Origin of the sequence: Desulfonatronovibrio magnus, from assembly GCF_000934755.1 — a bacterium.
GTDB lineage: Bacteria > Desulfobacterota > Desulfovibrionia > Desulfovibrionales > Desulfonatronovibrionaceae > Desulfonatronovibrio > Desulfonatronovibrio magnus.
Genome location: NZ_KN882175.1, coordinates 232,813 through 258,802, shown reverse-complemented (window position 1 = coordinate 258,802; position 25,990 = coordinate 232,813). Strand labels below are relative to the sequence as shown.

Annotated in this window: 24 protein-coding genes; 19 read left to right on the top strand and 5 right to left on the bottom strand. The window is 44.5% G+C overall.

Annotation, left to right across the window (positions count from 1 at the left end):
- Nucleotides 1–475: 475 nt before the first annotated feature.
- The 8 genes from LZ23_RS13110 (at nucleotide 476) to alaS (ending at nucleotide 10,468) form a co-directional block, all read left to right on the top strand.
- On the top strand, nucleotides 476–2,719 hold the full coding sequence (locus LZ23_RS13110; RefSeq protein WP_045214847.1) for a vitamin B12-dependent ribonucleotide reductase: 2,244 nt from the start codon (nucleotides 476–478) through the stop codon (nucleotides 2,717–2,719).
- Between the two features lie 195 nt (nucleotides 2,720–2,914).
- Complete coding sequence (gene ftsE / locus LZ23_RS13105; RefSeq protein WP_045214845.1) at nucleotides 2,915–3,598, top strand: cell division ATP-binding protein FtsE; 684 nt, start codon at nucleotides 2,915–2,917, stop codon at nucleotides 3,596–3,598.
- Nucleotides 3,595–4,470 carry a cell division protein FtsX gene (locus tag LZ23_RS13100; protein ID WP_045214843.1) on the top strand — a complete coding sequence of 292 codons (876 nt, stop codon included), beginning with the start codon at nucleotides 3,595–3,597 and terminating at the stop codon, nucleotides 4,468–4,470. The genes ftsE and LZ23_RS13100 overlap by 4 nt, the downstream gene beginning before the upstream one ends.
- A complete protein-coding gene (locus LZ23_RS13095) occupies nucleotides 4,463–5,131 on the top strand; it encodes a class I SAM-dependent methyltransferase (protein ID WP_045214841.1) in 669 nt (222 codons plus the stop codon). The genes LZ23_RS13100 and LZ23_RS13095 overlap by 8 nt, the downstream gene beginning before the upstream one ends.
- A gap of 43 nt (nucleotides 5,132–5,174) precedes the next feature.
- Complete coding sequence (gene nikR / locus LZ23_RS13090) at nucleotides 5,175–5,594, top strand: nickel-responsive transcriptional regulator NikR (RefSeq protein ID WP_045214839.1); 420 nt, start codon at nucleotides 5,175–5,177, stop codon at nucleotides 5,592–5,594.
- A complete protein-coding gene (folE2, locus tag LZ23_RS13085) occupies nucleotides 5,594–6,385 on the top strand; it encodes a GTP cyclohydrolase FolE2 (RefSeq protein ID WP_045214838.1) in 792 nt (263 codons plus the stop codon). The genes nikR and folE2 overlap by 1 nt, the downstream gene beginning before the upstream one ends.
- A gap of 345 nt (nucleotides 6,386–6,730) precedes the next feature.
- Nucleotides 6,731–7,801, top strand: coding sequence for a recombinase RecA (gene recA / locus LZ23_RS13080; protein WP_045214836.1), 1,071 nt, complete (start codon nucleotides 6,731–6,733; stop codon nucleotides 7,799–7,801).
- A gap of 12 nt (nucleotides 7,802–7,813) precedes the next feature.
- Nucleotides 7,814–10,468: an alanine--tRNA ligase gene (alaS, locus tag LZ23_RS13075; protein WP_045214835.1), complete on the top strand. Its 2,655-nt coding sequence runs from the start codon at nucleotides 7,814–7,816 to the stop codon at nucleotides 10,466–10,468.
- Between the two features lie 237 nt (nucleotides 10,469–10,705).
- Here the strand turns inward: alaS and LZ23_RS13070 are convergent, their stop codons facing one another.
- Nucleotides 10,706–11,074, bottom strand: coding sequence for a hypothetical protein (locus LZ23_RS13070; RefSeq protein ID WP_045214833.1), 369 nt, complete (start codon nucleotides 11,072–11,074; stop codon nucleotides 10,706–10,708).
- 128 nt (nucleotides 11,075–11,202) lie between these two features.
- Between LZ23_RS13070 and LZ23_RS13065 the strand changes: the two genes are divergently transcribed.
- From LZ23_RS13065 to metG, 6 genes are all read left to right on the top strand, one after another.
- Complete coding sequence (locus tag LZ23_RS13065) at nucleotides 11,203–12,036, top strand: sulfide/dihydroorotate dehydrogenase-like FAD/NAD-binding protein (protein WP_045215446.1); 834 nt, start codon at nucleotides 11,203–11,205, stop codon at nucleotides 12,034–12,036.
- Nucleotides 12,037–12,290: 254 nt separating this feature from the next.
- A complete protein-coding gene (gene gltA, locus LZ23_RS13060) occupies nucleotides 12,291–13,724 on the top strand; it encodes an NADPH-dependent glutamate synthase (RefSeq protein ID WP_045214831.1) in 1,434 nt (477 codons plus the stop codon).
- Between the two features lie 104 nt (nucleotides 13,725–13,828).
- Complete coding sequence (locus LZ23_RS13055; protein ID WP_232300492.1) at nucleotides 13,829–14,128, top strand: DUF4160 domain-containing protein; 300 nt, start codon at nucleotides 13,829–13,831, stop codon at nucleotides 14,126–14,128.
- Between the two features lie 7 nt (nucleotides 14,129–14,135).
- Complete coding sequence (locus LZ23_RS13050; RefSeq protein WP_045214830.1) at nucleotides 14,136–14,384, top strand: DUF2442 domain-containing protein; 249 nt, start codon at nucleotides 14,136–14,138, stop codon at nucleotides 14,382–14,384.
- 142 nt (nucleotides 14,385–14,526) lie between these two features.
- Nucleotides 14,527–15,372, top strand: a complete 846-nt coding sequence (locus LZ23_RS13045) for a PSP1 domain-containing protein (protein WP_045214828.1) — start codon at nucleotides 14,527–14,529, stop codon at nucleotides 15,370–15,372.
- Nucleotides 15,369–17,294 (top strand): methionine--tRNA ligase, encoded by a 1,926-nt coding sequence (metG, locus tag LZ23_RS13040; RefSeq protein WP_045214827.1) that lies wholly within the window; start codon nucleotides 15,369–15,371, stop codon nucleotides 17,292–17,294. The genes LZ23_RS13045 and metG overlap by 4 nt, the downstream gene beginning before the upstream one ends.
- 166 nt (nucleotides 17,295–17,460) lie before the next feature.
- Here metG and LZ23_RS13030 read toward each other — a convergent pair whose 3' ends face one another.
- Genes LZ23_RS13030 through LZ23_RS13020 form a run of 3 tightly spaced genes read right to left on the bottom strand, consistent with a single transcriptional unit; the run spans nucleotide 17,461 to nucleotide 21,078 of the window.
- On the bottom strand, nucleotides 17,461–18,204 hold the full coding sequence (locus LZ23_RS13030) for a 16S rRNA (uracil(1498)-N(3))-methyltransferase (RefSeq protein WP_045214825.1): 744 nt from the start codon (nucleotides 18,202–18,204) through the stop codon (nucleotides 17,461–17,463).
- Between the two features lie 22 nt (nucleotides 18,205–18,226).
- A complete protein-coding gene (gcvT, locus tag LZ23_RS13025; RefSeq protein ID WP_045214823.1) occupies nucleotides 18,227–19,300 on the bottom strand; it encodes a glycine cleavage system aminomethyltransferase GcvT in 1,074 nt (357 codons plus the stop codon).
- Between the two features lie 50 nt (nucleotides 19,301–19,350).
- Nucleotides 19,351–21,078 (bottom strand): hypothetical protein, encoded by a 1,728-nt coding sequence (locus LZ23_RS13020; protein ID WP_045214822.1) that lies wholly within the window; start codon nucleotides 21,076–21,078, stop codon nucleotides 19,351–19,353.
- Nucleotides 21,079–21,600: 522 nt separating this feature from the next.
- Between LZ23_RS13020 and LZ23_RS25110 the strand changes: the two genes are divergently transcribed.
- From LZ23_RS25110 to LZ23_RS13005, 4 genes are all read left to right on the top strand, one after another.
- A complete protein-coding gene (locus LZ23_RS25110) occupies nucleotides 21,601–21,816 on the top strand; it encodes a DUF6485 family protein (RefSeq protein ID WP_084591055.1) in 216 nt (71 codons plus the stop codon).
- Nucleotides 21,809–22,042: a hypothetical protein gene (locus LZ23_RS13015; protein WP_045214820.1), complete on the top strand. Its 234-nt coding sequence runs from the start codon at nucleotides 21,809–21,811 to the stop codon at nucleotides 22,040–22,042. Before LZ23_RS25110 ends, LZ23_RS13015 begins: the two co-directional genes overlap by 8 nt.
- 255 nt (nucleotides 22,043–22,297) lie before the next feature.
- A complete protein-coding gene (locus LZ23_RS13010) occupies nucleotides 22,298–23,251 on the top strand; it encodes a GAF domain-containing protein (protein WP_045214819.1) in 954 nt (317 codons plus the stop codon).
- Nucleotides 23,252–23,294: 43 nt separating this feature from the next.
- Nucleotides 23,295–24,320, top strand: coding sequence for a rod shape-determining protein (locus LZ23_RS13005; protein ID WP_045214817.1), 1,026 nt, complete (start codon nucleotides 23,295–23,297; stop codon nucleotides 24,318–24,320).
- A 217-nt stretch (nucleotides 24,321–24,537) separates the two neighbouring features.
- On the opposite strand, the gene LZ23_RS13000 is transcribed toward LZ23_RS13005, so the two are convergent.
- A complete protein-coding gene (locus LZ23_RS13000) occupies nucleotides 24,538–25,083 on the bottom strand; it encodes an NUDIX domain-containing protein (RefSeq protein ID WP_045215441.1) in 546 nt (181 codons plus the stop codon).
- Nucleotides 25,084–25,311: 228 nt separating this feature from the next.
- Between LZ23_RS13000 and rimI the strand changes: the two genes are divergently transcribed.
- Nucleotides 25,312–25,764, top strand: coding sequence for a ribosomal protein S18-alanine N-acetyltransferase (rimI, locus tag LZ23_RS12995; RefSeq protein WP_045214815.1), 453 nt, complete (start codon nucleotides 25,312–25,314; stop codon nucleotides 25,762–25,764).
- Nucleotides 25,765–25,990: the final 226 nt, after the last annotated feature.

The following is a 25,990-nucleotide window of genomic DNA, read 5'->3' as shown; positions in this document are numbered from 1 at the left end:
ACCGAACCTGTGAGTAACTAAAGATTAGCCTTAGCGCGTTAGGGATTGCCGCGCTCGAAGACTCGCTCGCAATGACACCTGAGGTGTCAGGGATGTGGTTGCTGAAAACCTGTCACCCAAGAGTGAGCCTAAGCGACCAAAGCAATCTGTATGGCAAAAACATAATGCTTTGATTTTATTTCCAATATGATTCCAGTTACTTGTAAGCGCCTGTAATAGTGACTGATATAAATTATTTGAGTCTACCATAACCGCAACTTTTGGCCAAGTCATTGATATTTATTTTATAAAAAGCTGTAAACAGTATACGTTTGTCTCTGTTTTTTTTCTGGAATATCCTGGAGAATTATTGTAAAATTTTGGGGATGACCGCAATTTCAAAACCAGGTGATAAAGAATTGCAAGGCTTTTTCTGAACAAAGGTATTGTAAAAATACAGTCGATTTGAACAAAAAACCATTATAAGAGGATTTACATGAAGCCCAGCCCATTACCGGCAGACCTGAAGGTGCCGATATTAAACGATAATGCCAAGACAGTTTTAAATAAAAGATACCTGCAAAAAGGTGGGGATGGACAGCCTCTCGAGGATTATAAAGCCATGTTCTGGCGCGTTGCCTCCAGCATAGCCAACGAAGAACAGAAATATGAGCAGTCATCGTTAAATGCAGAAGAACTGGCAAGAATTTTTTATGACATGATGATTGAATTTAAATTTTTGCCTAATTCACCTACCCTGATGAATGCTGGAACAGAACTTGGTCAGCTTGCTGCCTGCTTTGTTTTGCCGGTAGGCGACTCCATGGAAGAAATTTTTGATGCCATCAAGTATGCTGCCTTGATACATAAATCCGGAGGAGGCACTGGTTTTTCTTTTTCAAGGCTCAGAGCCAAAGCCAGCCGAGTGGGCTCGACAGGGGGCATTGCATCAGGTCCTATTTCGTTTTTGAAAATTTTCAATACTGCCACAGAACAGGTCAAACAGGGTGGAACACGGCGTGGAGCCAATATGGGTATTCTGCGAGTGGATCATCCAGATATTATCGATTTTATCAGGGCTAAGGAGAGGGACGGTGATCTGAATAATTTTAATCTTTCCATCGGTCTTACAGAAGTTTTCATGCAGGCGGTGGAAAATGATGATGAATATCCTTTAATTGCTCCACATACTGGAAAGGAAAAAGACAGAATTAAGGCCAGGGATGTATTTTCTTTGCTGGTTCACAAGGCATGGGAAAGTGGAGATCCCGGGATTATATTTCTGGATCGTATCAATCGGGACAATCCCACTCCTGAGCAGGGTGAGATTGAAAGTACAAATCCATGTGGCGAGCAGCCATTGCTACCTTACGAAGCATGTAATCTTGGTTCCATCAATCTTGATAAATTTTATGCCCCTGAGTCTGGTGATGGAGTTGACTGGCAGGGACTTAAGCAAACAATTCATTTGAGTGTGCGTTTTCTGGATAACGTTATAGACGCTTCAAGATATCCGCTGGACAGAATTACTGAAATGGTCCGGAAAAATCGCAAGATCGGGCTGGGTGTTATGGGCTGGGCAGATCTTTTGTTTCAGCTTGAGATACCTTATAATAGTCATAAAGCATTAGTTCTGGCTGAAAAGATTATGGAGTTTGTTGAAAAGGAATCCAAATCCGCATCCAAGATTCTTGCTTCTGAGAGAGGACCTTTTCCTGGTTATGATGATTCGGTTTATGCCAGACAGAATTTTGGTCCTTATCGCAATGCTACCACCACAACCATTGCTCCTACAGGAACATTGTCCATCATTGCAGGGTGTTCGTCAGGCGTTGAACCTGTGTTTGCGTTGAGCTTCACCCGTCAGGTCATGGATGGAGAAAGGCTGGTGGAGGTGAATCCTCATCTTGAAGCAGCCCTGAAAAAATCTCAGGATCACAGCGTGGGGTTAATGGAGAGTATCGCCCGCAAGGGCAGCATCAGTAAAATGGACTTTTTGAGCCGGTCTCTTCGTGATGTGTTTGTAACAGCCATGGATATTTCTCCTGAGTATCACCTTAAGATGCAGGCAGCTTTTCAGAAATATACTGACAATGCAGTTTCCAAAACTGTCAATTTGCCCCATGAAGCCACGATTGAAGACATATGGAGTATTTACTGGATGGCCTATGAAATGGGCTGTAAGGGAGTGACAGTCTACAGAGACGGATGTAAAAGCTCACAGGTATTATGTACTGGTGACGGACAAAAAGCCAAGGATAGCAAGGAAAAGACTGTCAGTGCCGGAGTCAAAGAGCGCCCGGACATTGTCTACGGCTTTACCCAGAAGGTCAGGACTGGACTTGGCGAACTATACCTGACAGTAAATGAGGTGGATGGTAAGCCTTTTGAAGTATTTGCCACCATTGGCCGTTCAGGCAGGTCCATTACAGCCAAGGCAGAGGCCATTGGCAGGCTGGTTTCGCTGGCCCTTCGTTCCGGGGTTGATGTCCGGGATGTAGTGAAACAGATCAAGGGCATCGGCGGGGAACATCCTGTATTTCAAAAGAAAGGTTTGTTGTTATCTATTCCTGATGCCGTAGGCTGGGTTCTTGAGAACAGGTACCTTCAGGACAAGAAAATGAAAGGCAGTGACTATAAGAGCCTGCATAAACCGGTCTGTCCTGATTGTTCAGGTGAGCTGGTCTTTCAGGAGGGCTGTTTTGTATGCAATAGCTGCGGTTATACCAAATGTGGGTAAAAGCAGAACCCGCGTTAGTAACTTACCCGCTTCAATCCTGTAGATAAAAACAATAAATTGTTATCAGTTATCAGTTAATAGTTAATTGTTGAAGAACAAAAGCCTTAATTTTCTGCCTTACCCTGATAACAATTAACAAATAACAGATAACTGAGTTGCGGGCACAACCAGCGTTTGTATCATTTGATTTGCAATATGATTAATACCAGGTATCTTTCACACTCTTTCGGGCGTTACTGGGCCCTCAAGAATATTTCCTTTGTTCTCAATAAGGGTGACTTTTTATTTCTTACAGGACCTTCCGGGGCCGGGAAGACTACACTTATGCGCATATTGCATGGCAGCCTGCCCCTTCAGCGAGGAGCAGCATCCATAGCCGGTTTTGAGCTTAAATCATTACCCAAGAAAAAGCTGCATCTTCTCAGACGGCAGGTGGCAATAGTGTTTCAGGATTTCAAAATTTTGCCTGATCGCACTGTCTGGGAAAATGTGGCCCTGCCTCTGATTGTCAGGGGAATGGTCAAAAATAAAGTCCAGAAAAGGGTAAGGGCGGTGTTGCGTGGTCTCAGGCTTGACAAAAAATCATGGTGCCTGTGCAGGGAACTTTCCGGAGGAGAACAGCAGCGCGTGGCTGTGGCCAGGGCTGTTGTAGTAAACCCCCAGGTACTTCTTGCTGATGAGCCCACGGGCAATCTTGATTCCAAGCTTTCCTGGCAGCTAATGGAAGTCTTCAGACAGTTTCATGTTCATGGCACTACTGTAGTGTTTGCCACTCACAACGAGGATCTGATCAAAAGTCTGAACAGCGCCAAGACACTATGCCTGAAAGATGGGAGTATTGTGGACGCCAACTGGTCGCTTGAAGATAATAACCCATGAGAATATTTTTTCACCTTTTTATTCAGGGCCTGCTCAATCTGGGACGTAACAAATGGGCTCAGATTTTTACCCTGAGTGCGGTCACATTTGTGTCTTTTCTGGCAGGACTGTTTCTGCTTCTTCTTTATAATTTCAATGTCATAGTGACTACCACTCAAGACAAGATAGAATATCAGGTCTACTGGGAACATGGCTATCCCATGGAGGAAGTAGAAGAGCAGTGGGCACTCATTGCTGAATGGGATATAGACTCCGTGGAAACCTTTACTCCAGAACAGGCTTTGCAGCTTCTCGTGGATTCCATGGGGAGTGATTTTGATCCCGGTCATCTGAGTAAGTCCAACCCTCTCCCGTCAACAGCCTTGATCGAGTTTTCTCTTGCATCATCCGATTCTGATAATCGGGCCAGGTCAATTTATAATGATCTCCAGCAATTGCCAGGCATTGACAGAATCAGCTATAATCCTCTGCAGATGGATATGGCCAGAAACTGGCTGAATATTGTCTCCAGAATTTTTGTTCCCCTGATCGGTCTGATGTTTGTCATTACCGGGCTTGTGGTGGCCAATACCTTAAAGCTCAATCAGATCAACAGAAAGGAAGAAGTGGAAATTCTTTCTCTGATTGGAGCAAGCTCAGGATATATCAGGCTGCCCTTGATTATTACCGGTGCTGTTCAGGGTATGTGCGGAGGAATATTGTCGGTTTTGCTGCTCAAAGGCGGTCATTTGCTGGTTAAGGATATATTATATTTTGCCCCTTTGTGGGTCAGGATAGATTTTTTGCCGGTAAGTTATGTTTTCGGCCTCGTGGGCGCACTAACCATGGTAGGAATTATCAGCAGCCTGCCTGCGGGCAGGGATCATGCCTGAATCAGAAAGCAGCATGGTAAATTCTTCCAGAATCCTGGTAAAGTTATCTAAGGAAGAGTGGATCCTTGACAGGGCAGGCAATCTTGAAGATTTATGGGATCAGATGACCGGGGACAATCCAGAAGATGAGGATCATATTCCATACTGGACCGAGTTATGGCCCGCAGCAATGGTCCTGGCTGAGCACATCAATTCCATGTCCGGGCGGATCAGAGGCCGGCGCTGCCTTGATATTGGGTGTGGTCTTGGTTTAAGTTCTTTAATTGCAAGCCGCAACTTTGCTGATATTACTGCCATGGATATTATGTGGGATGCTCTTTATTTTACTGGAGTTAATGCACACCAGAACAAGACCGGCAGATTAAACAGGGTGCAGATGGACTGGAGGCATCCCGGATTCAGGGCTAAAACATTTGATTTTATATGGGCAGCAGATGTTTTGTATGAAAAGCGCTTCTGCTACCCATTGATAGACCTTTTCAGACATTGCCTCAAGCCCCATGGTGTGATCTGGATAGCTGATCCCCGCAGAAATGTTTCTGCAGAGGTCTGGAAGTTATTTCAACAGAATAATTTTACAATCACAGAACTTAAACAGGAAAGTGTGAGTGTTAATTGTAACACAGCTTTAGTAACCTTGATGGAAATATCATTGAATTGATGAGTCCATTGAACAGGATAGCAACAATATATGGGAGGACCGTATGGGCAAGACGATTCGTTTTGGTGTTTCCTTGGATCTTGATCTGCTGACAAAGTTTGACGATCTTTGCGAGGAACGCAGTTACCAGACAAGGTCTGAGGCTATCCGGGATCTGATTCGCGGTGCCTTGGTGCAGAAAGAATGGCAGGATGATTCTCTGGAGACCGTGGGAGTACTGTCTCTGGTTTATGACCATCACCAGAGTGATCTGTCTCAAAAGTTGACAGAGATACAACACGAAGCTCTGGACGAAATAGTCACATCATTACATATACATCTGGATCACCATAACTGCCTTGAGGTGTTAATTCTGCGTGGAACCGGAAAAAACATAAAAGAGACTGCACAAAGACTCATTTCAACAAAGGGGGTCAAACATGGCAAGCTGAATTTGACCACCACCGGAAAGGATATTGTCTGATGGAAGACATCCAGAATGGTCCGTCGGAAGTACCTCTGTCCATTGACAGGGTAGGGGTTAAGAATCTGCAGATTCCCCTTCTGATTCAGGATCGTTCCAAGGGCAGTCAACATACAGTGGCCCAGGTCGATTTGTGCGTTGATCTTCCAGCCCGTTTTAAAGGCACACACATGAGCAGGTTTCTTGAGGTATTGAGTGCCTGGTCCAAAGTGCTGGACTATGACAGCTTCAAGGAACTCCTGGAAAGTGTCAGGCACAGACTTGAAGCAGAACGGGCGGTTGTCAGATTCGATTTTCCCTATTTTTATGTGCGCACTGCACCAATGAGCAGAAATGAGTTTGTCATGGACTTTAATTCATTTTTGTGCGGTGAACTGGAAGATAAAGAAGTGCGCATGACTCTCGGGGTGGAAGTACCTGTAATGACTGTGTGCCCCTGTTCTCTTGCCATCAGCAAAATGGGAGCTCACAGCCAGAGAGCAAATGTCCGGATTAAATGCGGATTTAAAGGATTACTCTGGCTTGAAGAACTGATTGATATTGCTTCTGAATCAGGCTCATCACCTGTCTATCCTCTGTTGAAGCGTGAAGACGAAAAGTATGTAACTGATGCAGCCTTTGCCAGGCCGTCATTTGTTGAAGATGTGGTGCGGCGTGCTGCGAGAAGTCTGGACCGACATCATTTAATCAGATGGTATGAGGTTGATGTGGAAAGTTTTGAGTCCATTCATAATCATAGCGCATATGCTCGGATAGATTCTAAAGTGCCACACCCGGGTGGCCGGGACTGAACCAGTGAGTAACTTTTCGAGACTGTCCCCTGCTTTCCTTAAAAGCGCTAAACATATACAAATATCTTTTTTTGGGTTGCGGGTACAGCCCCCATCAGGAAGAAAGTCACTGCAAGGTTTTCCAAAGTCTGGCATTTCAGGAGCTTCACGGCCTTAAAACATGTTTGATTTTATTTTATTTTAGCAGTATCATGTAATCTTTTGTCTGATGCTGAACCGCTGACTCCAGGACAAAGGACGTCCATGTACAGCCTGTGACTTAGCCTCCTGAAGTGGAAGATCAGCAGACACAGGGCAGTCAGCATATTCTTTTACAAAAATCTGATATGATTTCTGGAGATACCAATGGCCAAAAAAGGTTTGTCCCCACAAGAGTTACGTAAAGAGGCCCTGGAAACAGCCATAACCACCATTGAGCGTAAATATGGACAGGGTTCTGTCATGCGGCTTTCCGATGACGCTCATCAATCCATTCCCTTTATACCTACAGGTTCCATTGGACTTGATCTTGCCCTTGGGCTGGGCGGTATTCCGAGAGGCAGGGTCACAGAGATATATGGCCCTGAATCTTCAGGAAAGACCACTCTTGCCTTGCATATTATAGCCGAAGCACAGAAAAAGGGAGGCGTAGCTGCCTTTGTTGATGCAGAGCATGCATTAGATGTCAGTTATGCACGAAGGCTGGGGGTAAACACCGAGGAGTTGCTCATTTCTCAGCCTGACTATGGTGAACAGGCCCTGGAAATAGCTGACCTGCTGGTCCGCTCCGGTGGAGTGGATGTGGTTGTTGTGGATTCAGTGGCAGCCCTGATACCCCAGGCTGAGCTTGAAGGAAGTATGGGCGAAACCCAGGTAGGGGGACAGGCGAGATTAATGTCTCATGCCATGCGCAAGCTGACAGGAACTATCCATAAGTCCAAAACTTCTCTGGTGTTCATAAATCAGATAAGAATGAAGATAGGAGCCATGGGTTACGGAAGTCCGGAAACCACTTCCGGAGGTAATGCCCTGAAGTTTTATGCCACCATCCGCATGGATATTCGCAAGATTCAGACCTTGAAAGATAAAGATGAAATTGTAGGCAACCGCGTCAGAGTTAAAGTGGTTAAAAACAAGGTGGCCCCGCCCTTCAGGGAGACTCAGTTTGATATTCTGTACGGCATGGGAGTATCAAGAGTTGGCGAACTCCTGGACCTTGGCGTGGAGCATGGTATTGTTGACAAAAGTGGTGCCTGGTTTGCTTATGGTTCAGAGCGTCTTGGTCAGGGCAAGGAAAATGTCAGGGCTTTTTTGCAGGAAAATACTGAAATTGCTCAGTCCATCGAACATGATCTGCTGGTGCATATGGGTATAAAAGAGCCTGACAAGGCTGAAGATAAAGCATTAGAGGAAGGACCGAAAAAAGAATCAAAGTAAGGAGAAATACCTGTGCTGACCGCATCCCAAATCAGAGACAAGTTTCTGAGTTTTTTTGAAAATAACGGGCATTCCTTAGTGTCCAGCTCTTCCTTAGTTCCACAAAATGATCCTACCCTGCTGTTTACTAATGCCGGGATGGTGCAGTTCAAGTCTGTTTTTCTGGGGCAGGAAAAGCGAGATTATGACAAGGCAGTAACTTCCCAGAAATGTCTGCGCGTAGGTGGAAAGCATAATGATCTGGAGAATGTGGGCAGAACAGCAAGACACCATACCTTTTTTGAGATGCTGGGCAATTTTTCTTTTGGAGATTACTTTAAGGCCAGGGCCATAGAACTGGCCTGGGATTTTTTGACCCGGGAACTGGGACTGGCCAGCGAGAAGCTGTACATAACCATCTTTCAAGATGATGACGAGGCAAGAGATTTGTGGGTCAAAATTGCAGGGGTGCCTGAAAATCGCATCTTTCGCCTTGGGGAAAAAGATAATTTCTGGTCTATGGGTGATACAGGACCATGCGGTCCCTGCTCAGAGATCCTTTACGACCAGGGGCAGGCCATGTCCTGTGGCGATGAGTGCGCCATTGGAGTATGTGACTGCGATCGTTACCTTGAAATCTGGAACCTGGTATTCATGCAGTATGATCGTGACAACCAGGGCAATCTTAATCCTCTTCCAAGGCCAAGCATTGACACTGGTATGGGCTTGGAAAGAATCAGTGCAGTGTGTCAGGGTGTATTTTCCAATTATGATACAGATCTTTTTCGCAAGCTTATTGATCATATGGCACAGCTTGCCTCTATACGGTACGGACAAGATCAGGACAGTGATGTTGCCTTGAGGGTCATTGCTGATCACGCCCGCGCCGGAGCCTTTATGGTGGCCGACAGCATTCTTCCATCCAATGAAGGCCGGGGATATATTCTGCGCAGGCTGATTCGTCGAGCCTACAGATTTGGTCGCAGTATCGGCATGCGAAAGCCTTTTCTCTATAAGGTAGCAGCAGAAGTCGCCAGAACTATGGGGGACGCATACCCGGAACTCCTGGAAACCCGGGAATTCATGGAAAAAGCCATTAAACAGGAAGAAGAACGTTTTGCCGAAACCTTAGAAAAAGGACTTTCCATTCTCGAAGATGAAATAAGCTTAGTGATTAATTCAGGTAAGGATCAGATTTCCGGGGAAGCTGCATTTAAACTTTATGACACCTATGGCTTTCCTTTGGATATTGTAAACGATATTGCCGAGAAAAATGGGCTGACTGTTGATGAACAAGGTTTTAATGCCCTGATGGACGAACAGAAAATTAGAGCCAAGGCCTCATGGAAAGGCGCTGATGCTGAAAATTTGTTTAAAGCTCTGTCCAAGGCTGCAGGAGATGGTTTTGAGGTCGATTTTGTAGGCTACGACCACTTGAAATCGCAGGGCAGGGCAGCTTTTCTGCTTCTTTCCAACGGTGAAATTATCAAAGAACTTAAGCAGGATCAAGAAGGGTGGATTGTATCCACCACCACCCCGTTTTATGCTGAGTCAGGAGGGCAGGTTGGGGACAACGGCAGGATAATTTCCAAGACAGGTACAGCAAGAGTGCTTGATACACTTAAGCCTTTAAGTGGCATGATTGTCCACAGAGTTAAAGTTTCTCAGGGCAGCATTGTCCAGGATCAAGCCATAGATTTGACTGTTGATGATGGAAAAAGGGTTGCTGTTGCCAGAAACCATACAGTTACTCACTTGCTTCATGCTGCACTTCGCCGGGTATTGGGGGATCATGTTCGACAGGCAGGTTCTCTTGTGGATGAGAACAGACTCAGATTTGATTTTACCCATATGAAGGCCCTTGATAGTGAAGAGCTCCAGCGCATTGAAGATGATGTCAACGCTTCCATCCTTGCGGATATCCCTGTTGAGACCGATGAAATGGAACATGAGCAGGCAGTTCAGAAAGGGGCACTGGCCTTGTTTGGAGAAAAGTATGCGGACCAGGTCAGGGTGGTTTCATTAGGAGATGTCTCCATGGAACTCTGCGGTGGGACTCATCTGCAGTCTACAGGTCAGGCAGGAAGCTTTAGCATACTTAGTGAAGGTGGAGTAGCTGCTGGTGTTCGTCGTATAGAAGCTGTTACTGGATGGGAGGCTTTGAAGTTGTGGCAGAGTAACCGGGCTATTATCAGGGAGCTTCAAGCTTTACTTAAATCCAGGCCAGAAAAGGTTGTGAATAAAGTTCAGACATTAGTGGAGGAGTTGCGCCAGGCAACACGGGAAAGCAAGGCGTTGCAGGAAAAATTATCTTCTGGAGCGGGCAAGGAACTGGCTGCATCAGCAAAAGATATAGGCGGAATTAGAGTTATTGCTCGAAAGGTTGACAGCCCTGACATGAACAGTCTTCGAAAACTGATGGACGATATCCGGTCCAAGATGCCTTCAGGGGCTGTGATGCTGGCTGCTGTAATCAATGAAAAGCCCATGCTGCTATTATATGTAAGTAAAGATTTGCACAGCAAGTATACTGCTCCTTCACTAATCAAGGAAGTGGCAGCAGAGGTAAAAGGCAGTGGAGGAGGAAGACCTGAACTGGCTCAGGCAGGAGGTTCAGATATTCAGGGTATTGACTCTGCGCTCTTGAAGTTTGAAACGTTGTTAAAGGATTTTCAGGCTGAAGGCTGAAGGGGAATGGTTGAAAAATCCACTCAACGCCTGAACTAATGCGGGCTGTGCCCACAACCAAGTTATTTGTTATTAGTTAATTGTTATCAGAGTAGGGCAGTGAATTCAGGCTTTTGTTCTTCAAGAATTAATTGATAACTGACAACAATTTATTGTTTTTTATGACAGGGTTTCAAGAGTAGATTACTAAACGATCCATTTTTAAATTGTGGTTGCGGGTGCGGCCCGAGTTAGTCACTAAACTGCCACGTTGATCATGGGGCGGATGTATTCCAGAGGAGCCTGCCATTGTCTGGCATAAGCTGAAGCAGCTGATTTGGGTTGCAATGGACCATAATGGGAGTTGGTTTCGTATGCTGGAAGGGAATTTATTTGAGATGCTTCTCTGAGTTCATGCATAAAGCTTTTGGACAGCCTTGCAGGTTCTTCGATGCTGATGTCTTCAGACTGGTACTCAATTCCAAAGCTTTTCCATTTAAAGCCAAAGCTTTTCTGGACTGATTCAACCCTTGTCGGTAAATGGCTCTTTCCAGAAGATGTTTTGTTCTGGATGCTGGCATATTGCTGAACAGGGTTATTAAGGCTGGAAGCAGTAATGCTGTTCATTGAGTTCAAATCCTTGACTGTGTCGAATTCATGTTTTTGACATGTTGTGCCTATAATTAAATTATATAACTCTTTTACCGCAAAGGGCAAGCTTTTTCTTTAATGGTTTGTCTGAAAATCTGGATGTTATGATCAACAAAATATTAAAAAAAAGGATTCTTATTCCTGATAAAGTCAGTGAATTGACGGTCTATGCCCCGCATATCGCCAAAAACGCCAGGCCTGGAAATTTTGTTGTCCTGCGGCTTACACCCACCGGGGAGCGCATACCCCTGACCATTGCTGACAGAGACCCTGAGCAGGGCACCATTCTCATTGTTTATCTTGTGCTGGGCAAGTCAACCGCTTTGTTGGATACATTTGCAGAGGGGGATACTATCCTTGATCTCTGCGGTCCCCTGGGGAAACCAACGCACATAACCCGTTCCGGCAAGGTGCTTTGTGTGGGCGGAGGGACAGGTATTGCGGCCATGCATCATATAGCCAAGGGTAATTACGAAGCCGGCAACCAGGTTATATCAGTCATTGGAGCCAGAAGTCAGGATCTTTTGCTTTTTAAGCCGGAACTGGAAAAGATCTCAGCTCAGGTGCTGGTGGCCACTGATGACGGCAGTCTCGGACATAAAGGTTTTGTAACTGAAGTACTTAAGAAATATCTTGAGGATAATAATGATGTGCATGAGGTTGTAGCTGTGGGGCCTGTGCCCATGATGAAGGCTGTAGCAGGCGTAACTGCACCTTTTGATGTACGGACCATTGTCAGTCTTAACTCCATAATGGTGGATGGTGTTGGGATGTGTGGTGCATGCAGAGTCAGCGTCAAGGGTGAAACTTTTTTTGCCTGTGTGGACGGACCTGAATTTGAAGCTGCGCATGTGGATTTTGATGAACTCATGATGAGGCTGAATGCTTTCAAGTCCCAGGAAAAACAGTCAATGGCATTATTTGAGAAAAGGCAATAGCCCTTTTCATTGCAAGTCGCGCAGCTTCATGTACTAACGCGGGCTGTGCCCGCAAGTCAGTTATCAGTTAATTGTTATCAGAGTAGGGCAGTGAATTCAGGCTTTTGTTCTTCAACAATTAACAATTAACTGATAACAATTTCTTGTATTTTATGACAGGATTTCAGAAGTAAGTTACTAAAGCTTAATATAATAACATCTGATGTGCTTCACAAAAAAATAATGGCCAATAGATACACAAAAGGTAAATCTTTATGACTAAAAAACGAAAACGTAAAATTGTCCCAAGGGTTGGGATGCCCATGCGCGATGCTGTGGAAAGGGGCAAGATTTTTTCAGAAGTGGCCCTGGGGTATGAGCGGGAGCATGCTGTAAAAGAAGCAAAAAGGTGTCTTCAATGTAAAAAGGATACATGTCGGAAAGGATGTCCTGTGGAGGTTGACTGCAAAAAATTTATCAATCTGGTTGCTCAGGAGCAGTTTGAAGAAGCTTTCAGGATCATAAAGGATACTAACAGCCTCCCGGCTATCTGCGGCAGAGTGTGTCCACAGGAGAATCAGTGTGAGGGATCCTGCAAGCTCAGGCCTACAGGACAGCCCATAGCAATTGGCCGTTTGGAAAGATACGTAGCTGATAATTTTTACGCACGCAACTCCTGCGAGGAAGAAACCGGGTTCATGGAATGTATGCTGCCTGACGAAAGCCTCAAGGTTGCGGCATTTGGTGCAGGACCGAGCAGTCTAACCCTGGCGGGTTATCTTGCAGCTCGTGGGATCAAGGTTACGGTGTTTGAGGCTCTGCATGAACCTGGAGGGGTTCTGGTTTATGGTATACCCGAGTTCAGGCTGCCCAAGTCAGTTGTAAAAAGGGAAGTTGAATCCCTGAAACATCTCGGAGTTGATTTCAGGTGTAATTTTGTAGGCGGCATGAGCGTGACTATAGATGAGTTGTTTTCTGAGGGGTATAAGGCAGTTTTTATCGGGGTTGGAGCCGGGCTGCCCAGGTTTATGAAGTTGCCTGGTGAGAATCTGGTAGGGGTATATTCAGCCAACGAATACCTGACCCGGGTTAATCTTATGCATGGCTATAAGTTTCCTGAATATGACACACCTGTACCTGAAGGCAAAAGGGTTATTGTGGTTGGAGGGGGCAATGTGGCCATGGATGCGGCAAGGACTGCTTATCGTCTTGGAGCATCCAAAGTTACAGTAGTCTACCGCAGAACAAAGGGTGAGATGCCTGTTCGCCGGGAAGAGCTTGAACATGCGTTGGAAGAAGGTATAGATCTTGAGATTCTGGCCTCACCGCTATCTTTTAGCGGTGATGAGCATAAAAACCTCAATAAGGTTGTGCTGCAAAGGATGGAGCTTGGAGAACCGGATGCAAGCGGTAGAAGAAGACCGGTGCCCATTGAGGGTGATACTTTTGAGATGGAGACTGATCTGGCCATTATTGCTGTGGGAACTGGAGCTAATAAAGTACTGACCCAGACAACTCCTGACCTTAAACTGAACAAATGGGGCAATATCGAAGCTGACTCCCTGACTGGGGAAACCAGTATTGCCAATGTATTTGCCGGGGGTGACATTGTAACTGGAGCGGCTACAGTTGTGGAAGCCATGGGTGCAGGCAGGATTGCAGCCAAGGAAATACTCAGACGCCTTAAGCCTGAGGCAGTTCAGGAGTAAAGGGCTTTCCTTAAAAAAAGGCTAAATGATTACGAAACAATTAGATAACTGATAACCAATAACAGATAACAATATATATACTAACTGCTTACTGGTTGCAATAAATGCAGGAAAACCAGAAAGAGAATAATAAAATGGCGATAATTTCCATGTTCTACGGAATCATCATTTCGATGTATTTCTTTGACAACCAACAGCACAAGCTACCGCATATTCATGTCAAATACCAAGATGACGAGGCTGTGTTTTCCATAGTCGATGCAGAGATGATTGCTGGAAAACTGAAGACCAGCAAAATGAGGCTGGTTCAGGCGTGGATCGAAATCCATAGAGATGAACTTTTGGCCGATTGGGAACTGGCGATAAATGGGCAGGAAATATTTAAAATTGAACCTTTGAGATGAGAAAAACATGAATCCACGAGTCAAGGATGTTCGTCCTAATGACGACTATACACTTAATTTATTATTCGATAATGGTGAAGAACGTGTGTTTAATGTTTCGCCATATTTGGATAAAGGAATATTCAAAGAACTAAGAGATATCAATATGTTCAAATCAGTAAAGCCTGTCCTGGGTAGTATACAATGGAAACATGGACAGGATTTTTGTCCTGATACTCTGTATTTAGCAAGCAAGCGCGCAACCCATAAGGATTAACACGATCTGTGCAAGGCAGTTTATACTTATTGTCCAAGAAGCTTGGGAAACGGCTGGAGGAACTTGTCATCCGAGCCAGGGACTGCGTCGGAAATCATTTTCTCTGTAACAGGCTCTAATAAGCAAGTCATTAAAGGATCTTATGACACAAGTTATCGGTGTTAAATTCAAAGACCAGGGCCAGGTATACTACTTTCAGGCCAGCCCGTTTGTAGTGGAATCTGGTGATTCAGTCATAGTCAAGACTGAAGAGGGGTTGGGTCTGGCCTATGTAATTCTGGTCAGAGACACCATTCCAGATGGTTTTACCAAAGAACAGCTCAAGCCAATATTCAGGCTTGCCAATGAAGATGATCTGGTCAGCCAGCAGGAAAATCTCACTCTGGCCCGGGAAGCATTCAGGTATTGCAAGGAATGCATTAAGAATAGAGGCCTGGATATGAAGCTGGTTGATGTGGATGTCTATTTTGACCGGAGCAAAATGATTTTTTTCTTTACTGCCCCCGGTCGAGTGGATTTTCGGGAACTGGTAAAGGACCTGGTCAAGATTTATAAAACCAGAATTGAGCTGCGTCAGATAGGGGTTCGTCATGAAACTCAGATGGTGGGAGGTCTGGGGAATTGCGGCCAGGTATGCTGCTGTCGCAGGTTTATGCGCCAATTTGAGCCGGTGACCATTAAAATGGCCAAGGATCAGAATCTATTTCTCAATCCAGCCAAAATTTCCGGAGTTTGTGGGCGTCTGTTGTGCTGTCTGAATTTTGAGCAGGCAAACTATGCCAGATTTCAGAAAAAGATTCCCAAACTGGGTAAGAGATACAAAACAGATCAGGGCTATCTGAGGGTAATCAGGGCCAATATGTTTAGAGACTCTCTAACTGTGCTGAATGAAGATGGAGTTGAAAAGGAGCTTCCTCTCCAGGAATGGAACGAACTAATTAAGAGACAAAGCAGGAACAAGCCAGGCAGGCAGGAGGCAAAATCTTGAACCCTTTCTTTATATCCACACCCATATATTATGTTAATGCCAGACCTCACTTAGGCCATGCCTATACTACAATAGTGGCCGACAGTATCTATAGAATGAAAAAGCTCGGCAATGACCCTGCTTTTTTTGTTACCGGCACTGATGAACATGGTGATAAAATCGTTGAAGCTGCCCAGGCCCATCAGCAAACTCCTGAAGAATATGTAGAGAAGATCAGCAAACTTTTCAAGGACGCCTGGCCCTGGCTGGAAGTTGCTCCAGATAGATTTATCCGCACAACTGAAAGTCAGCATAAAAAATGCGTCCAGGAGATTTTGCAAAGGGTTTATGACAACGGGGATATATACTTTGGAGAATACGGTGGCCACTACTGTTTTGGTTGCGAGCGTTTTTACACAGAAAAAGAGCTTGTTGACGGGTTGTGTCCCGACCATCAGAAAAAGCCGGACTTTATTCAGGAAAAAAATTATTTTTTCCGTATGACCAGATACTTAGAGCCTCTTAAAAAGCATATTTTGGACAACCCAGATTTTATTAAACCTGAACGGTACCGCAATGAAGTGCTGGGCATGCTGGGAGACGAACTGAACGACCTTTGCATTTCAAGGCCGAAAACCAGGCTTACCTGGGGTATAGAACTGCCATTTGATGATCAGTATGTGACCTATGTATGGTTTGATGCTTTGATAAATTATATTACAGCTCTTCAATGGCCTGATGGAGAAGGGTTCAAAAAGTACTGGCCCGGGGCTCATCATATTGTTGCCAAGGACATACTGAAGCCTCATGCTGTATTCTGGCCTACCATGCTCATGTCAGCCGGTATTCCTTTGTACCAAGGACTCCGGGTTCATGGCTACTGGACTGTAAAAGAAACCAAGATGTCCAAGAGTCTGGGTAATGTAATAGAACCCATGTCCATGGTGGACAAGTATGGACTCGCTCCTTTCAGATATTTTCTTCTTCGGGAAATGCAGTTCGGTCTTGATGCTTCTTTTTCTGAGGAGGCCTTAGTTGGCAGGCTCAACGCGGATCTGGCCAATGATCTCGGAAATCTGACCAATCGTGTGCTGGCCATGACCCATAAATATTTCAAAGGAGTAGTTCCTCAAATTTCAGCTACTCAGCAAGAAGATGAGCATACCATGGAGCTTGGGTACAGCTGTTTCAAGGATTATGTGGAGCTTTTTGAAAAATTTGATTTTGCCAAAGCCCTGGCCAGGCTCTGGGTTTTTGTCAGTCATCTTAACAAGTATGTTGATCAGTCCGCTCCATGGATGCTTTACAAGGAAGGAAAAAATGATCGCCTGCAGACTGTAATGTATATCCTTCTGGAGGGCATTCGCAAGATAGCTTTGCACATGTGGCCGGTTATGCCTGGTACAGCAGAACAAATGCTTGAACAGGTTGGTTCAGGCTTTGATTTGCAAGAGGTTGATCTGCATGCGGAATGGAGTAAGTGGAACGGTCTTGTGCCGGGAGGACTGGTAGCAAAAAAATCCAATCTTTTTCCAAGGGTGGATGTGACCACTGATCAGGAGAAGAAACAGGCCACTCAAAGTAAACCTGCATCGACTGCAGATGACAATAAAATTTCCACCATCAGTTTTGATGATTTTAAGCGCATGCATATTGTTACCGGAAAAGTGCTTAGCGCTGAAAAAGTTAAGGGTGCTGATAAGCTTTTTCAATTGGAAGTTGAAATCGGTGAGAATCAGCCAAGGCAGATTGTTGCTGGTCTTGCCGACTTTTTCGCTGTCAGTGACCTTGAAGGAAGAGAGGTTGTTGTGCTGGCCAACTTGGAACCGAAAAAAATTCGCGGAGTCCAGTCCCAGGGCATGGTGCTTGCGGTTCGCCATGGCAAAAAAATGTCACTGCTTAAGGCGGAACCGGGAACAAAACCTGGTTTGAAGATAAGTTGAGGTCAGAAGTCAGAGATCAGAGGTCAGAAGTCAGAGGTCAGAAGTCAGAGATCAGAAGTCAGAGATCAGAAGTCAGAGATCAGAGGTCAGGGGGCAGAGAAGTCGGAGGTTAGGGGCAGGAGTCAAAAAGGTAATACAGTCAAGGGGGGGGCGCGTATACAAGATACTAAGCTTTCCAAGTATTGCTGGAGTTAAAAAGCATTTCCAGATATAGTGGAGCCAGAGCAGCAGTTTCCCACCTGAGCACTCTTGGTCCAAGTGATACGGCCTGAAAACCAGCATCAATAAAAGCTTCAACCTCTGAAGGGTCAAGCCCGCCCTCAGGACCTACCACCACGATTTTTTCCATTGGTTTCAAATCCTGGTAACACTGAACAAGGCTGTTTTCTGTTTCTTCTTCCCAGAGCAGTATTTTGCTCTGGATTGCCCTTGCAGTATCAATGACTTCCAAAGCACCATCGGGAAGAAAGCTCAGTTGGGGCAGCCAGGGGTTTTCACATTGCTTGCCGGCAGCTATGATTTTGCCCTGCCAGTTTTCAGATCTTGCATCTTTTATACTTCCCTGGCTGTGTCTTGCCTGCCATAAAAGAATTTTCCAAACCCCCAGTTCAACTGCCTTTTCCATCATCCATGAGCGTCTGAAGCTTTTATTCCAGGCCAGGGCAAGGACTGTTCTGTCTACTGGGGGATCGAATTTAAAAAATTCTACAGGTTTCAGAAGCACCTGATTTTTGGAAATACTTTGTACAATAAACAGCCCGGTGCGTCCCTCGCCATTTATGAGTCTGACCTGCACACCTTCTTTTATGCGCAGCACCTTTGACAGATGCCTGGCTTCCTGGTCCTTGAGCAGATAGGGCTCATGCCACTGATCTGGCGCAAGATAAAAGTTGTGGATCTTTTTATACATGTTTAATTCAATGCAGACATCACTACAGTTTTATTCTTGCTGTTCCCTTGTAAAACGGCAGTTCAGTCTTATGGGCCTCAAGGCTGACATTGCCTTTTCTAATGGTAAAGTTTTCCTCGGATTCAAACTCCCGCCTGATGTAAGCAAGAGCAATACAATGCCCCAGGGAGGGAGCAAAAGAGCCACTAGTTACAATGCCGGCTTCTTTATCGTGAACAAAAACTCTGTCTGAATGCCTTGGAGTCCTTCTGCCCTTAATTGTCAACCCCGTAAGGCGCTCTGAAATCTTCAAGGCGTGACCCTTGCCCTGGTAGCGTGATGCGGACTTGAGCACAAATTCATACCCAGCTTCTGCAGGTGTATGGTTTAAATCCAAATCCTGTCCGTAAAGCGGAAGACCAGCCTCAAGTCGCAAAGTGTCTCTGGCTCCAAGCCCTGCAGGCTTTACCCGTTTATCCCGTAGCAGTTCTTGCCAGACCTTTTCTACTCCTTTGACCGGAATATATAGTTCATATCCCAGTTCACCTGTATATCCGGTTCTGCTGACCAGTATTTTTTGACCACAGAAACTGGCATGTCTAAAGTGAAAATATGACAGATCTCTCCAGTTCTGGTTGCTTATGCTTTCAAGAACATGGATTGATTCCGGTCCCTGCAGGTCCAGTTTGGCCATTTCCATGGTCATATCCGTGACTTTGACCTTTGAGGAGAGATTTTTCTGCAGATGAACAAGATCTTCCTTTTTTTGAGAAGCATTGACTACCAGAATGAATTTGTCATCTTCAAGGGGATAGACAATTAGATCATCCATGATGGTTCCTGTGGGAGAAAGGATGAATCCGTAAGAGCAACGGCCTGGTGTCGAGGCAGAAAAGTCATGAGTGAGAAGCTTGCTCAATTCGTCTTTGCAACCCTTGCCGGTGATGAGAAGTTCGCCCATGTGGCTTATATCAAACACTGAAGCGGCGTTTCTGGTATGTTTATGTTCATCAAGAATGCCGCTGTATTGAATGGGCATCATCCATCCGGCAAACAGGGTCATTCTGGCTCCTGCCTGATTATGTTCATGGTCAAGCGGGCTTTTTATAGTGGTCATAATTTTTCCTTAAGGCATCTGCAAAGGTGTCAACGTTATTTGCTTATAAATCAATTAGTAAAATTTTTGTCCATTTTAATCTTTCTTATGGACTTTAGCTCATCAAGAAGTGAAACCATGCGGCCATAGCTTTTACGGACATCACGGCCATACTCGGTGAGATCTTTTTCTTCCTTATACTGGATGTAATTATGGATAAGGTAGTAGTCGTTGGAAATCTTTTCAACAATATTTATGGTTCTGGCAACAATGTCATCAAAATAGTTGACCAGTTCAAACTTTAATTCGTTGAGAAGCTTGTTGGTATGATCAAGCATCTCGAGATAGTTGATTTTTCGGCCCGAGTACTGCTTCTGAAGAAGTTCCTGCAAGATCCTGATTTTTCGGGCCTGCTTGATGTAGCTGTATTTATTCCATACTTCCTGATATAATCTGTAAAGATCGTTAAAAGTATCATAATGTTTGGCGTCCAGCAGGTAATTTTCCATAACTTTGTTAACATCAGCGTAAAATTCATCTGAATACCCAATAATTCTTCGCTGGTGCTTGCTCAACCAGGCAAAAAGAAATTTGAGCCTCTTTTCATGGGTGTCTGTATTCTCGATGATTTCCCTTTTATATTTTATTCGTCCGCTAAATTCACCCTTGACAATATCGTTGAGCTTCAGGGTCATATAAGAGGTATCATTGACTATATTCAGGGTGGAGCAGGCCTCACCGGTCATGGGGTGAATCACGTCCTGTCTTTCAATGGACAGGGCCCTTTCTTCCCGTACATTGTTAGGGTCATATTTGTGTTGTTTGTATTTTACCCTTAGTATAACTGCTTTTTTTCGTTCATCGATGAAATATTTATTATCCTTTAAAAATTTAATTGTATCTTTCTTTTTGGTTTCAACTCGCACCAGTGCCAGTTTTTCCAGGGATGGATAGAATTTTTGGTCGCCTGTGGAATAAAGTGTTGTAATAGTTCGGTCGGTTTGTCCAAGAGCGCGGATGAGAAAATGCTCGCCTGTCTTAAAAAGTCTTCTTGCAAAAAGGGCAGCTGACGTCCTTCGTTCAGATACAACAGGATAACCATAAAGTTCCATAAGGAATTGATACACAAAGGTACGGTTAAGTTCATAGCCCAGATTGTCATTGGGTTTGAATTTTTTAATTTTCAGCCCGAATCTTTTGAGCTCCGGGTCCAGCTCTGAGGGAAAGGAGGCATAAATTCCGGCCAGGTAGAAATCATTTCTGGCATTCATGCCCATAACATGGCCACGATCCATTTCAAGAATGTACTCGAGGGTACAGGGGTAGTTGGTCAATTCTGAAACATCTCTTTTACTGAAGCACTCCCTGAATGATTCTTGAAGGTTTTTAGGCAGCCTGCTCTGGAAGACAGCCTTGTTACTCAAGTGAGTAGGGTTGAACAAAGGACAGGAATCTCCTTCTGAACCATCAATGTTTTCCCAACAGTTATGAATAATATCGAATTGAAAAATTTCATTAAAATATTCAATGGGTCTGGCAAAGGCCACAAGGCTGAAGCCAGGAAGATCTTCATACTCAAAGAGGTCAGACTCAAATGAGGGCAACAGCTCTCTAGCCTCTACAAGGGGATATTTTTTTGTTTCAAGAAAAGGCTTGATTAAACACATTTTAATATGAATTAGATCCAAGTACTTTTTAAGCCCGAATATATTATTGATTTTGAACCTTGGAACAGGTAACATTTTGTCAGACCAGTCGTAAGACTGTGACTCAGTAAAATAATCGTACCATTTTTTCATGTATTTTCCTATGTTTACACAGTCTTTGCCGTCATCAAGGAGATAATCAGCCGTCTATTAAAGACTGTAACTTACAAGTAACTGGAATCGTGTTGGTAATAAGATGGAAACTTTGCGTCTGGCACAGCTTCCTGCCCGGAGGCTTACAGCCCGGAGGGGGAATGTCCCTCGCTGTGTAAATTTTTTCATTAAGGCAAATTTCTTCCAGGAACCAATGCAGTATCAATCTTTTTTATAGCACCTCGCGGGGGACTGTCCCAATTTTCAATTATGGGACTGTTCTTCACGGTGAAGGCGGCTTCCAGCCGCCTGGAAATAAATAGCCTGCAGGATGCAGGCTCCACTTTAAAGACAGTTACTCGCATGTTCGGTCCGGGCCGCCAGGGTGAGGAGCTTATAAAGAATCAGGTCTTGCTCCAAATTCAAAGAGTGAATTTGTTACTTATTTTCTAACATTCAAATATAACCTTTTTTTCTTACAATATCAATTAAAAAGTAACACTGTCATAAAGGAATGAAATTATGCAGAAGATTGATAAGTGTCCAAAGTCGGATGTAAACATTACACACTGTTCATGCACTTATGCCTCATGTCCGAGACATGGGTTGTGTTGTGAGTGCCTTCATTACCATCGTCAACGTTCCGAGATACCTGCCTGCTATTTCACTCCTGAAGAAGAAAGAACTTATAATCGATCTATAGAATTCTATTGTCAAAGAAGAACCAAGAATGCATAATAACCTGCAGGCGCGTATTATTGATCAAGATTTCAGTGACCTGCCGGTCACACCCTGTCAAGGCGAGCAAGCAAATGTTTCTGCAAACATCAGGCTTATGAAGCTTGTCCGGGATCTGCCCTGCAGCAGGGCTGAAATGATACTTTTTTACCAAAGTGGTAATAGTTTAGACTTTCGGATGTGGCACGGAGACTGGTTCTTCAGGGACCCATTGCCTCATGAATGACACGTTCAAAGGCAGCATTACGCGTTTCTGAAAACTTTAAATCTAAGTTGTATGTCATAGCTGTTTTGGGGTTAAAACCCGATTGTGACAGCTTGACTCGGGGACTGTCCCTGGCTTCGGGATTGTCCCCAATTGACTTTACAGAAACGTGTAATGCTCCCCGTTCAAAACATCGGTTATTGTTATAGCGGGTCCGGTAGTGCCTGGTTCCTGCTTACCTTAAAATGGCTAAACTATTACCCAAAGTGCTTACAAATGTATGGATCTAACTGGTTGGACAGAATTTTAGGGCTGGTCTGCAGCGTTTTTGATGGTTATTCGGCAGTCCTTTTTTTGAAGGACAAAAGGGATGATTATGTACTTGCCTCCAGCTTTAGTCTGGGAGACAGCATCAACCCTGGTACAACCATAAAGCCAGGGGCCGGTCTTGTAGGCTGGATCATCAGAAACCAGAAGCCTTTACTCATTAACAAGTTTGACCGCAATGTGGGCTGTCTGGGGTATTATCCTTCAGAAGGTGAATCCAAGATTAAGGCTTTTATGGGGGTATCGCTTCCCGGGGCTTCAGGGGTGCTTTGCATAGACAGTAAAAAGACCTATTCCTTCAGTGACAAGGATCAGAAAATTCTGCACCAGTTCGCGCAACTCATTGAGGATGTCAGGACCGGCATCGGTCGTGCTGATCATAGCGTACAAAGCATTGACTATTACAGATATCTCAGCCTTGTGCTTAATCTCAGGGTCAAATTTCCACGGTGGCGTGTTTTTCTGGAAAAACTGCTTGATGTTCTGGTTCAGGCCACCGGCTTCAGGCATTGTTTTATGGCCGCTCGAGATGAGCTGGGACATGGTTATTTTGTTGAAGGAACAGGTGGAGATTTTTTGCCGCAAGTGGACTTTTCTGTACATAAGTTTAATATTGATGCCGGGTTGGTAGGCTGGGTGTTCAAATATGGCACACCTGTTTTTTCCGGGGAACAGGATGGACCTGCCGGTTTGCATCTTTTTGGTAAAGAATTTACTCAGATGAACTTTAAGTCTGTGATCTGTCTGCCTCTTGTTGTTCATCGCAAGACCAGGGGCGTGCTGGTGCTTTCAGATCCTGATTCAATTTATATCAATGACGAGACCCGCGTGTTTGTCCAGATGGTTGGTGATTATCTGGCCCTTTTTCTGGAAAATCTGTACCTCAAAAGCCGCATAAAATGATACTATGAGGCGACTATTAATTTTTTTAACCTGGGGCTGTTAAATGTTTTTTAAGAAATTGTTTGGACTTATGGGTAAAAGTCTGGCCATGGATCTTGGTACTGCCAATACCTTGTTGTATACTCCAAAAAATGGAATTGTCCTTGACGAGCCCTCGGTTGTGGCTCTTGACTCAAGGGATGGAAGGGTACTGGCTGTTGGCCGTGAAGCCAAGGAGTTTCTGGGCAGAACTCCTCAGAAGATTGTAGCTATCCGCCCCATGAAAGACGGAGTTATTGCTGATTTTGAGGTTACCAATGCTATGATTACTTTTTTTATCAAGAAAGTAATCAAAGGAATGAATCTAATCAAACCTCGGATTGTAATCTGTGTGCCCACAGGCATCACTCAGGTTGAGAAGCGGGCGGTTATAGAATCCGGTATGCAGTCCGGAGCAAGAGAAGTCAGTCTGGTTGAAGAACCTATGAGTGCGGCTATTGGTGCTGGTCTGCCCATTGAAGAACCTCTTGGAAACCTTGTAGTGGATATTGGCGGGGGTACCACAGAGGTAGCTGTCATTTTATTGTCTGCTGTCGGATATTCAGAGTCTGTGCGTATTGCCGGAGATGAAATGAATGAAGCAATTCAGCGCTATATTCAGGATCAGTACAAATTGCTTATTGGTGAAAACATGTCTGAAAAAGTTAAGATAGCCATTGGTACGGCCAGCCCCATGGAAGAGACCCTGACTTTTAATGTAATGGGGAAAAATATGGTTAATGGTAATCCCAAAACCATTACAGTCAGTGACGGTGAGATCAGGGAATGCATCCAGGAGCCGGTTAACGCCATAGTCCAGGCTGTGAGAAGAGCATTAGAAAAAACACCCCCGGAGCTTGTATCCGACATAGCTGACAACGGTCTGCTGCTAGCCGGGGGAGGGGCGTTACTAAAAGGTTTGGACAAACTTATTACCACTGAGACCCAGGTGGCAGTGCACATTGACCCTGATCCTCTGACCACAGTGGTCCGTGGTGCTGGTTTGACTCTTAGCGATGCCAGGAAATACAGACACGTTTATATAAACTAATGCGGGCTTTACCCGCAACCCAGTTATCTGTTGTTTGTTATCTGTTAATTGTTATCAGGGTAAGGCAGTGAATTCAGGCTTTTGTTCTTCAACAATTAACTATTAACTGATAACAATTTCTTGTTTTTTATGACAGGGTTTCAGGAGTAAATTACTAATGCGGGCTTTTCCCTGAATCCAATTGAAGTATTGTTAAGTCGGGAGTTAGGTGAGATTTTCATACCAACTTTGGAAAGAGAAGATCTTTTCTCCAGATTCTCACAACAGCAGGAGTGATAATTTCCGGGCTTTCCCGAACCATCATCCTGAGGTCCTGTTTGGTGACATAAACTATATCTTCAACTTCCCTGGTGTTCAGTTCCAGAGGCGATAATATTCTTCCAGCGTCAAATATTGAGATAAATTCAAAATTTGTACTCAGATCAGCCTTAAGGGTGGTGATGAGTTTCAGCTTTCTTGGCTGAAAACTAAAAGTTGTATGCATTTGCCTGAGTGCTGCTGAGATGGTTGACTCTCCTGTGAGAACATGACCTGTGGAGGATAAGTCCCATCTACCTGGGTAAAGTTCTTGTAAAAGACTTCTTTTCTTCAACAATAGCCTGAATTGTCTGTCGTAAAGCAGGGCAATAATTGACCTGTGCAAAAGACCCTGCCTGTGAATTTCTGTCTCAGGCAAAACAGCCAGGGGTCTGTCTGCAGAGTCCATGACTTCCAAGTAGTTTTCTTTTAAAGTATCGGAGTGAGATTTTACCTTTTGATTCATATTTTGATCCGAGAAAAAAATTGGCTTGACCATTGACTACCTGTTTTCCTTAAAACCGTACCATTCGGCGGACCTGTACCAAACTTGCGAGTAACTGCCTTGATAAGTGGAGCCTGCGTCATACAGTCTTTTGAAGGCAGGCTGCAGCAGGCAGTTTGCACATTAAGGGCCAGTCTCGTTTTGTATACTGGAACACTCCCCTCGGGCAACCGTTAAAAAAGACTTCAAGTGAAAAACTCAATTTATACAATAAGGCCTGTGGATGATGTCCATCTTATTGATATTGTTCATATAGAGCAATCCTGCTTTAAGCAGCCCTGGACCTTAGATCAATACAAAGCCCTGCTTCAAAAAAGTAATTTTTTCATTTTGATGGTATTGCGCAGTGATGCTGTCAAGGGATATATATCTTTTTTTCACCTTCACGAGGAGGCTGAAATAATCAACATCGCTGTAATGCCTGAGGAACGAGGGGCCGGCCTTGGAATGATGCTTGTTCAGGAAACTTTAAACATATGCAGACAAAGAAAAGCAAGGAAAATTTTTTTGGAAGTCAGGCCCTCTAATGAACCTGCTCTGAAAATCTACAGGCAGCTTGGCTTTGAGGAAAAAGCACGGCGTAAAAATTACTATCCCGACAACCATGAAGACGCACTGGTCATGAGTCTTGTACTTAATTAAATGACACATAAAAATTTTGCTGGTGCTCACGCGGGACCCGGAAGAGCCAGGCCCCATCCCACACGCAAAAATCTAAACCATGACAAGACGTGAAGCTTTTTTATGTTGCGCTGCAGAGTTCAGCTTTTTGTTTTAAGTGCATCTCAATTTCCACTCACCTTGACTATATGCCGTTAACGGAACAAACGATGAAATAACTTGTTTTTTTTCTTAACTTTTTCTTGTT

Bases quoted from the DNA above. Each gene is read 5' to 3' on its own strand.
- LZ23_RS13110 (WP_045214847.1), top strand. From the start codon at position 476: ATGAAGCCCAGCCCATTACCGGCAGACCTGAAGGTGCCGATATTAAAC.
- ftsE (WP_045214845.1), top strand. From the start codon at position 2,915: ATGATTAATACCAGGTATCTTTCACACTCTTTCGGGCGTTACTGGGCC.
- LZ23_RS13100 (WP_045214843.1), top strand. From the start codon at position 3,595: ATGAGAATATTTTTTCACCTTTTTATTCAGGGCCTGCTCAATCTGGGA.
- LZ23_RS13095 (WP_045214841.1), top strand. From the start codon at position 4,463: ATGCCTGAATCAGAAAGCAGCATGGTAAATTCTTCCAGAATCCTGGTA.
- nikR (WP_045214839.1), top strand. From the start codon at position 5,175: ATGGGCAAGACGATTCGTTTTGGTGTTTCCTTGGATCTTGATCTGCTG.
- folE2 (WP_045214838.1), top strand. From the start codon at position 5,594: ATGGAAGACATCCAGAATGGTCCGTCGGAAGTACCTCTGTCCATTGAC.
- recA (WP_045214836.1), top strand. From the start codon at position 6,731: ATGGCCAAAAAAGGTTTGTCCCCACAAGAGTTACGTAAAGAGGCCCTG.
- LZ23_RS13070 (WP_045214833.1), bottom strand. From the start codon at position 11,074: ATGAACAGCATTACTGCTTCCAGCCTTAATAACCCTGTTCAGCAATAT.
- LZ23_RS13065 (WP_045215446.1), top strand. From the start codon at position 11,203: ATGATCAACAAAATATTAAAAAAAAGGATTCTTATTCCTGATAAAGTC.
- gltA (WP_045214831.1), top strand. From the start codon at position 12,291: ATGACTAAAAAACGAAAACGTAAAATTGTCCCAAGGGTTGGGATGCCC.
- LZ23_RS13055 (WP_232300492.1), top strand. From the start codon at position 13,829: ATGCAGGAAAACCAGAAAGAGAATAATAAAATGGCGATAATTTCCATG.
- LZ23_RS13050 (WP_045214830.1), top strand. From the start codon at position 14,136: ATGAATCCACGAGTCAAGGATGTTCGTCCTAATGACGACTATACACTT.
- LZ23_RS13045 (WP_045214828.1), top strand. From the start codon at position 14,527: ATGACACAAGTTATCGGTGTTAAATTCAAAGACCAGGGCCAGGTATAC.
- LZ23_RS13030 (WP_045214825.1), bottom strand. From the start codon at position 18,204: ATGTATAAAAAGATCCACAACTTTTATCTTGCGCCAGATCAGTGGCAT.
- gcvT (WP_045214823.1), bottom strand. From the start codon at position 19,300: ATGACCACTATAAAAAGCCCGCTTGACCATGAACATAATCAGGCAGGA.
- LZ23_RS13020 (WP_045214822.1), bottom strand. From the start codon at position 21,078: ATGAAAAAATGGTACGATTATTTTACTGAGTCACAGTCTTACGACTGG.
- LZ23_RS25110 (WP_084591055.1), top strand. From the start codon at position 21,601: ATGCAGAAGATTGATAAGTGTCCAAAGTCGGATGTAAACATTACACAC.
- LZ23_RS13015 (WP_045214820.1), top strand. From the start codon at position 21,809: ATGCATAATAACCTGCAGGCGCGTATTATTGATCAAGATTTCAGTGAC.
- LZ23_RS13010 (WP_045214819.1), top strand. From the start codon at position 22,298: ATGTATGGATCTAACTGGTTGGACAGAATTTTAGGGCTGGTCTGCAGC.
- LZ23_RS13005 (WP_045214817.1), top strand. From the start codon at position 23,295: ATGTTTTTTAAGAAATTGTTTGGACTTATGGGTAAAAGTCTGGCCATG.
- LZ23_RS13000 (WP_045215441.1), bottom strand. From the start codon at position 25,083: ATGAATCAAAAGGTAAAATCTCACTCCGATACTTTAAAAGAAAACTAC.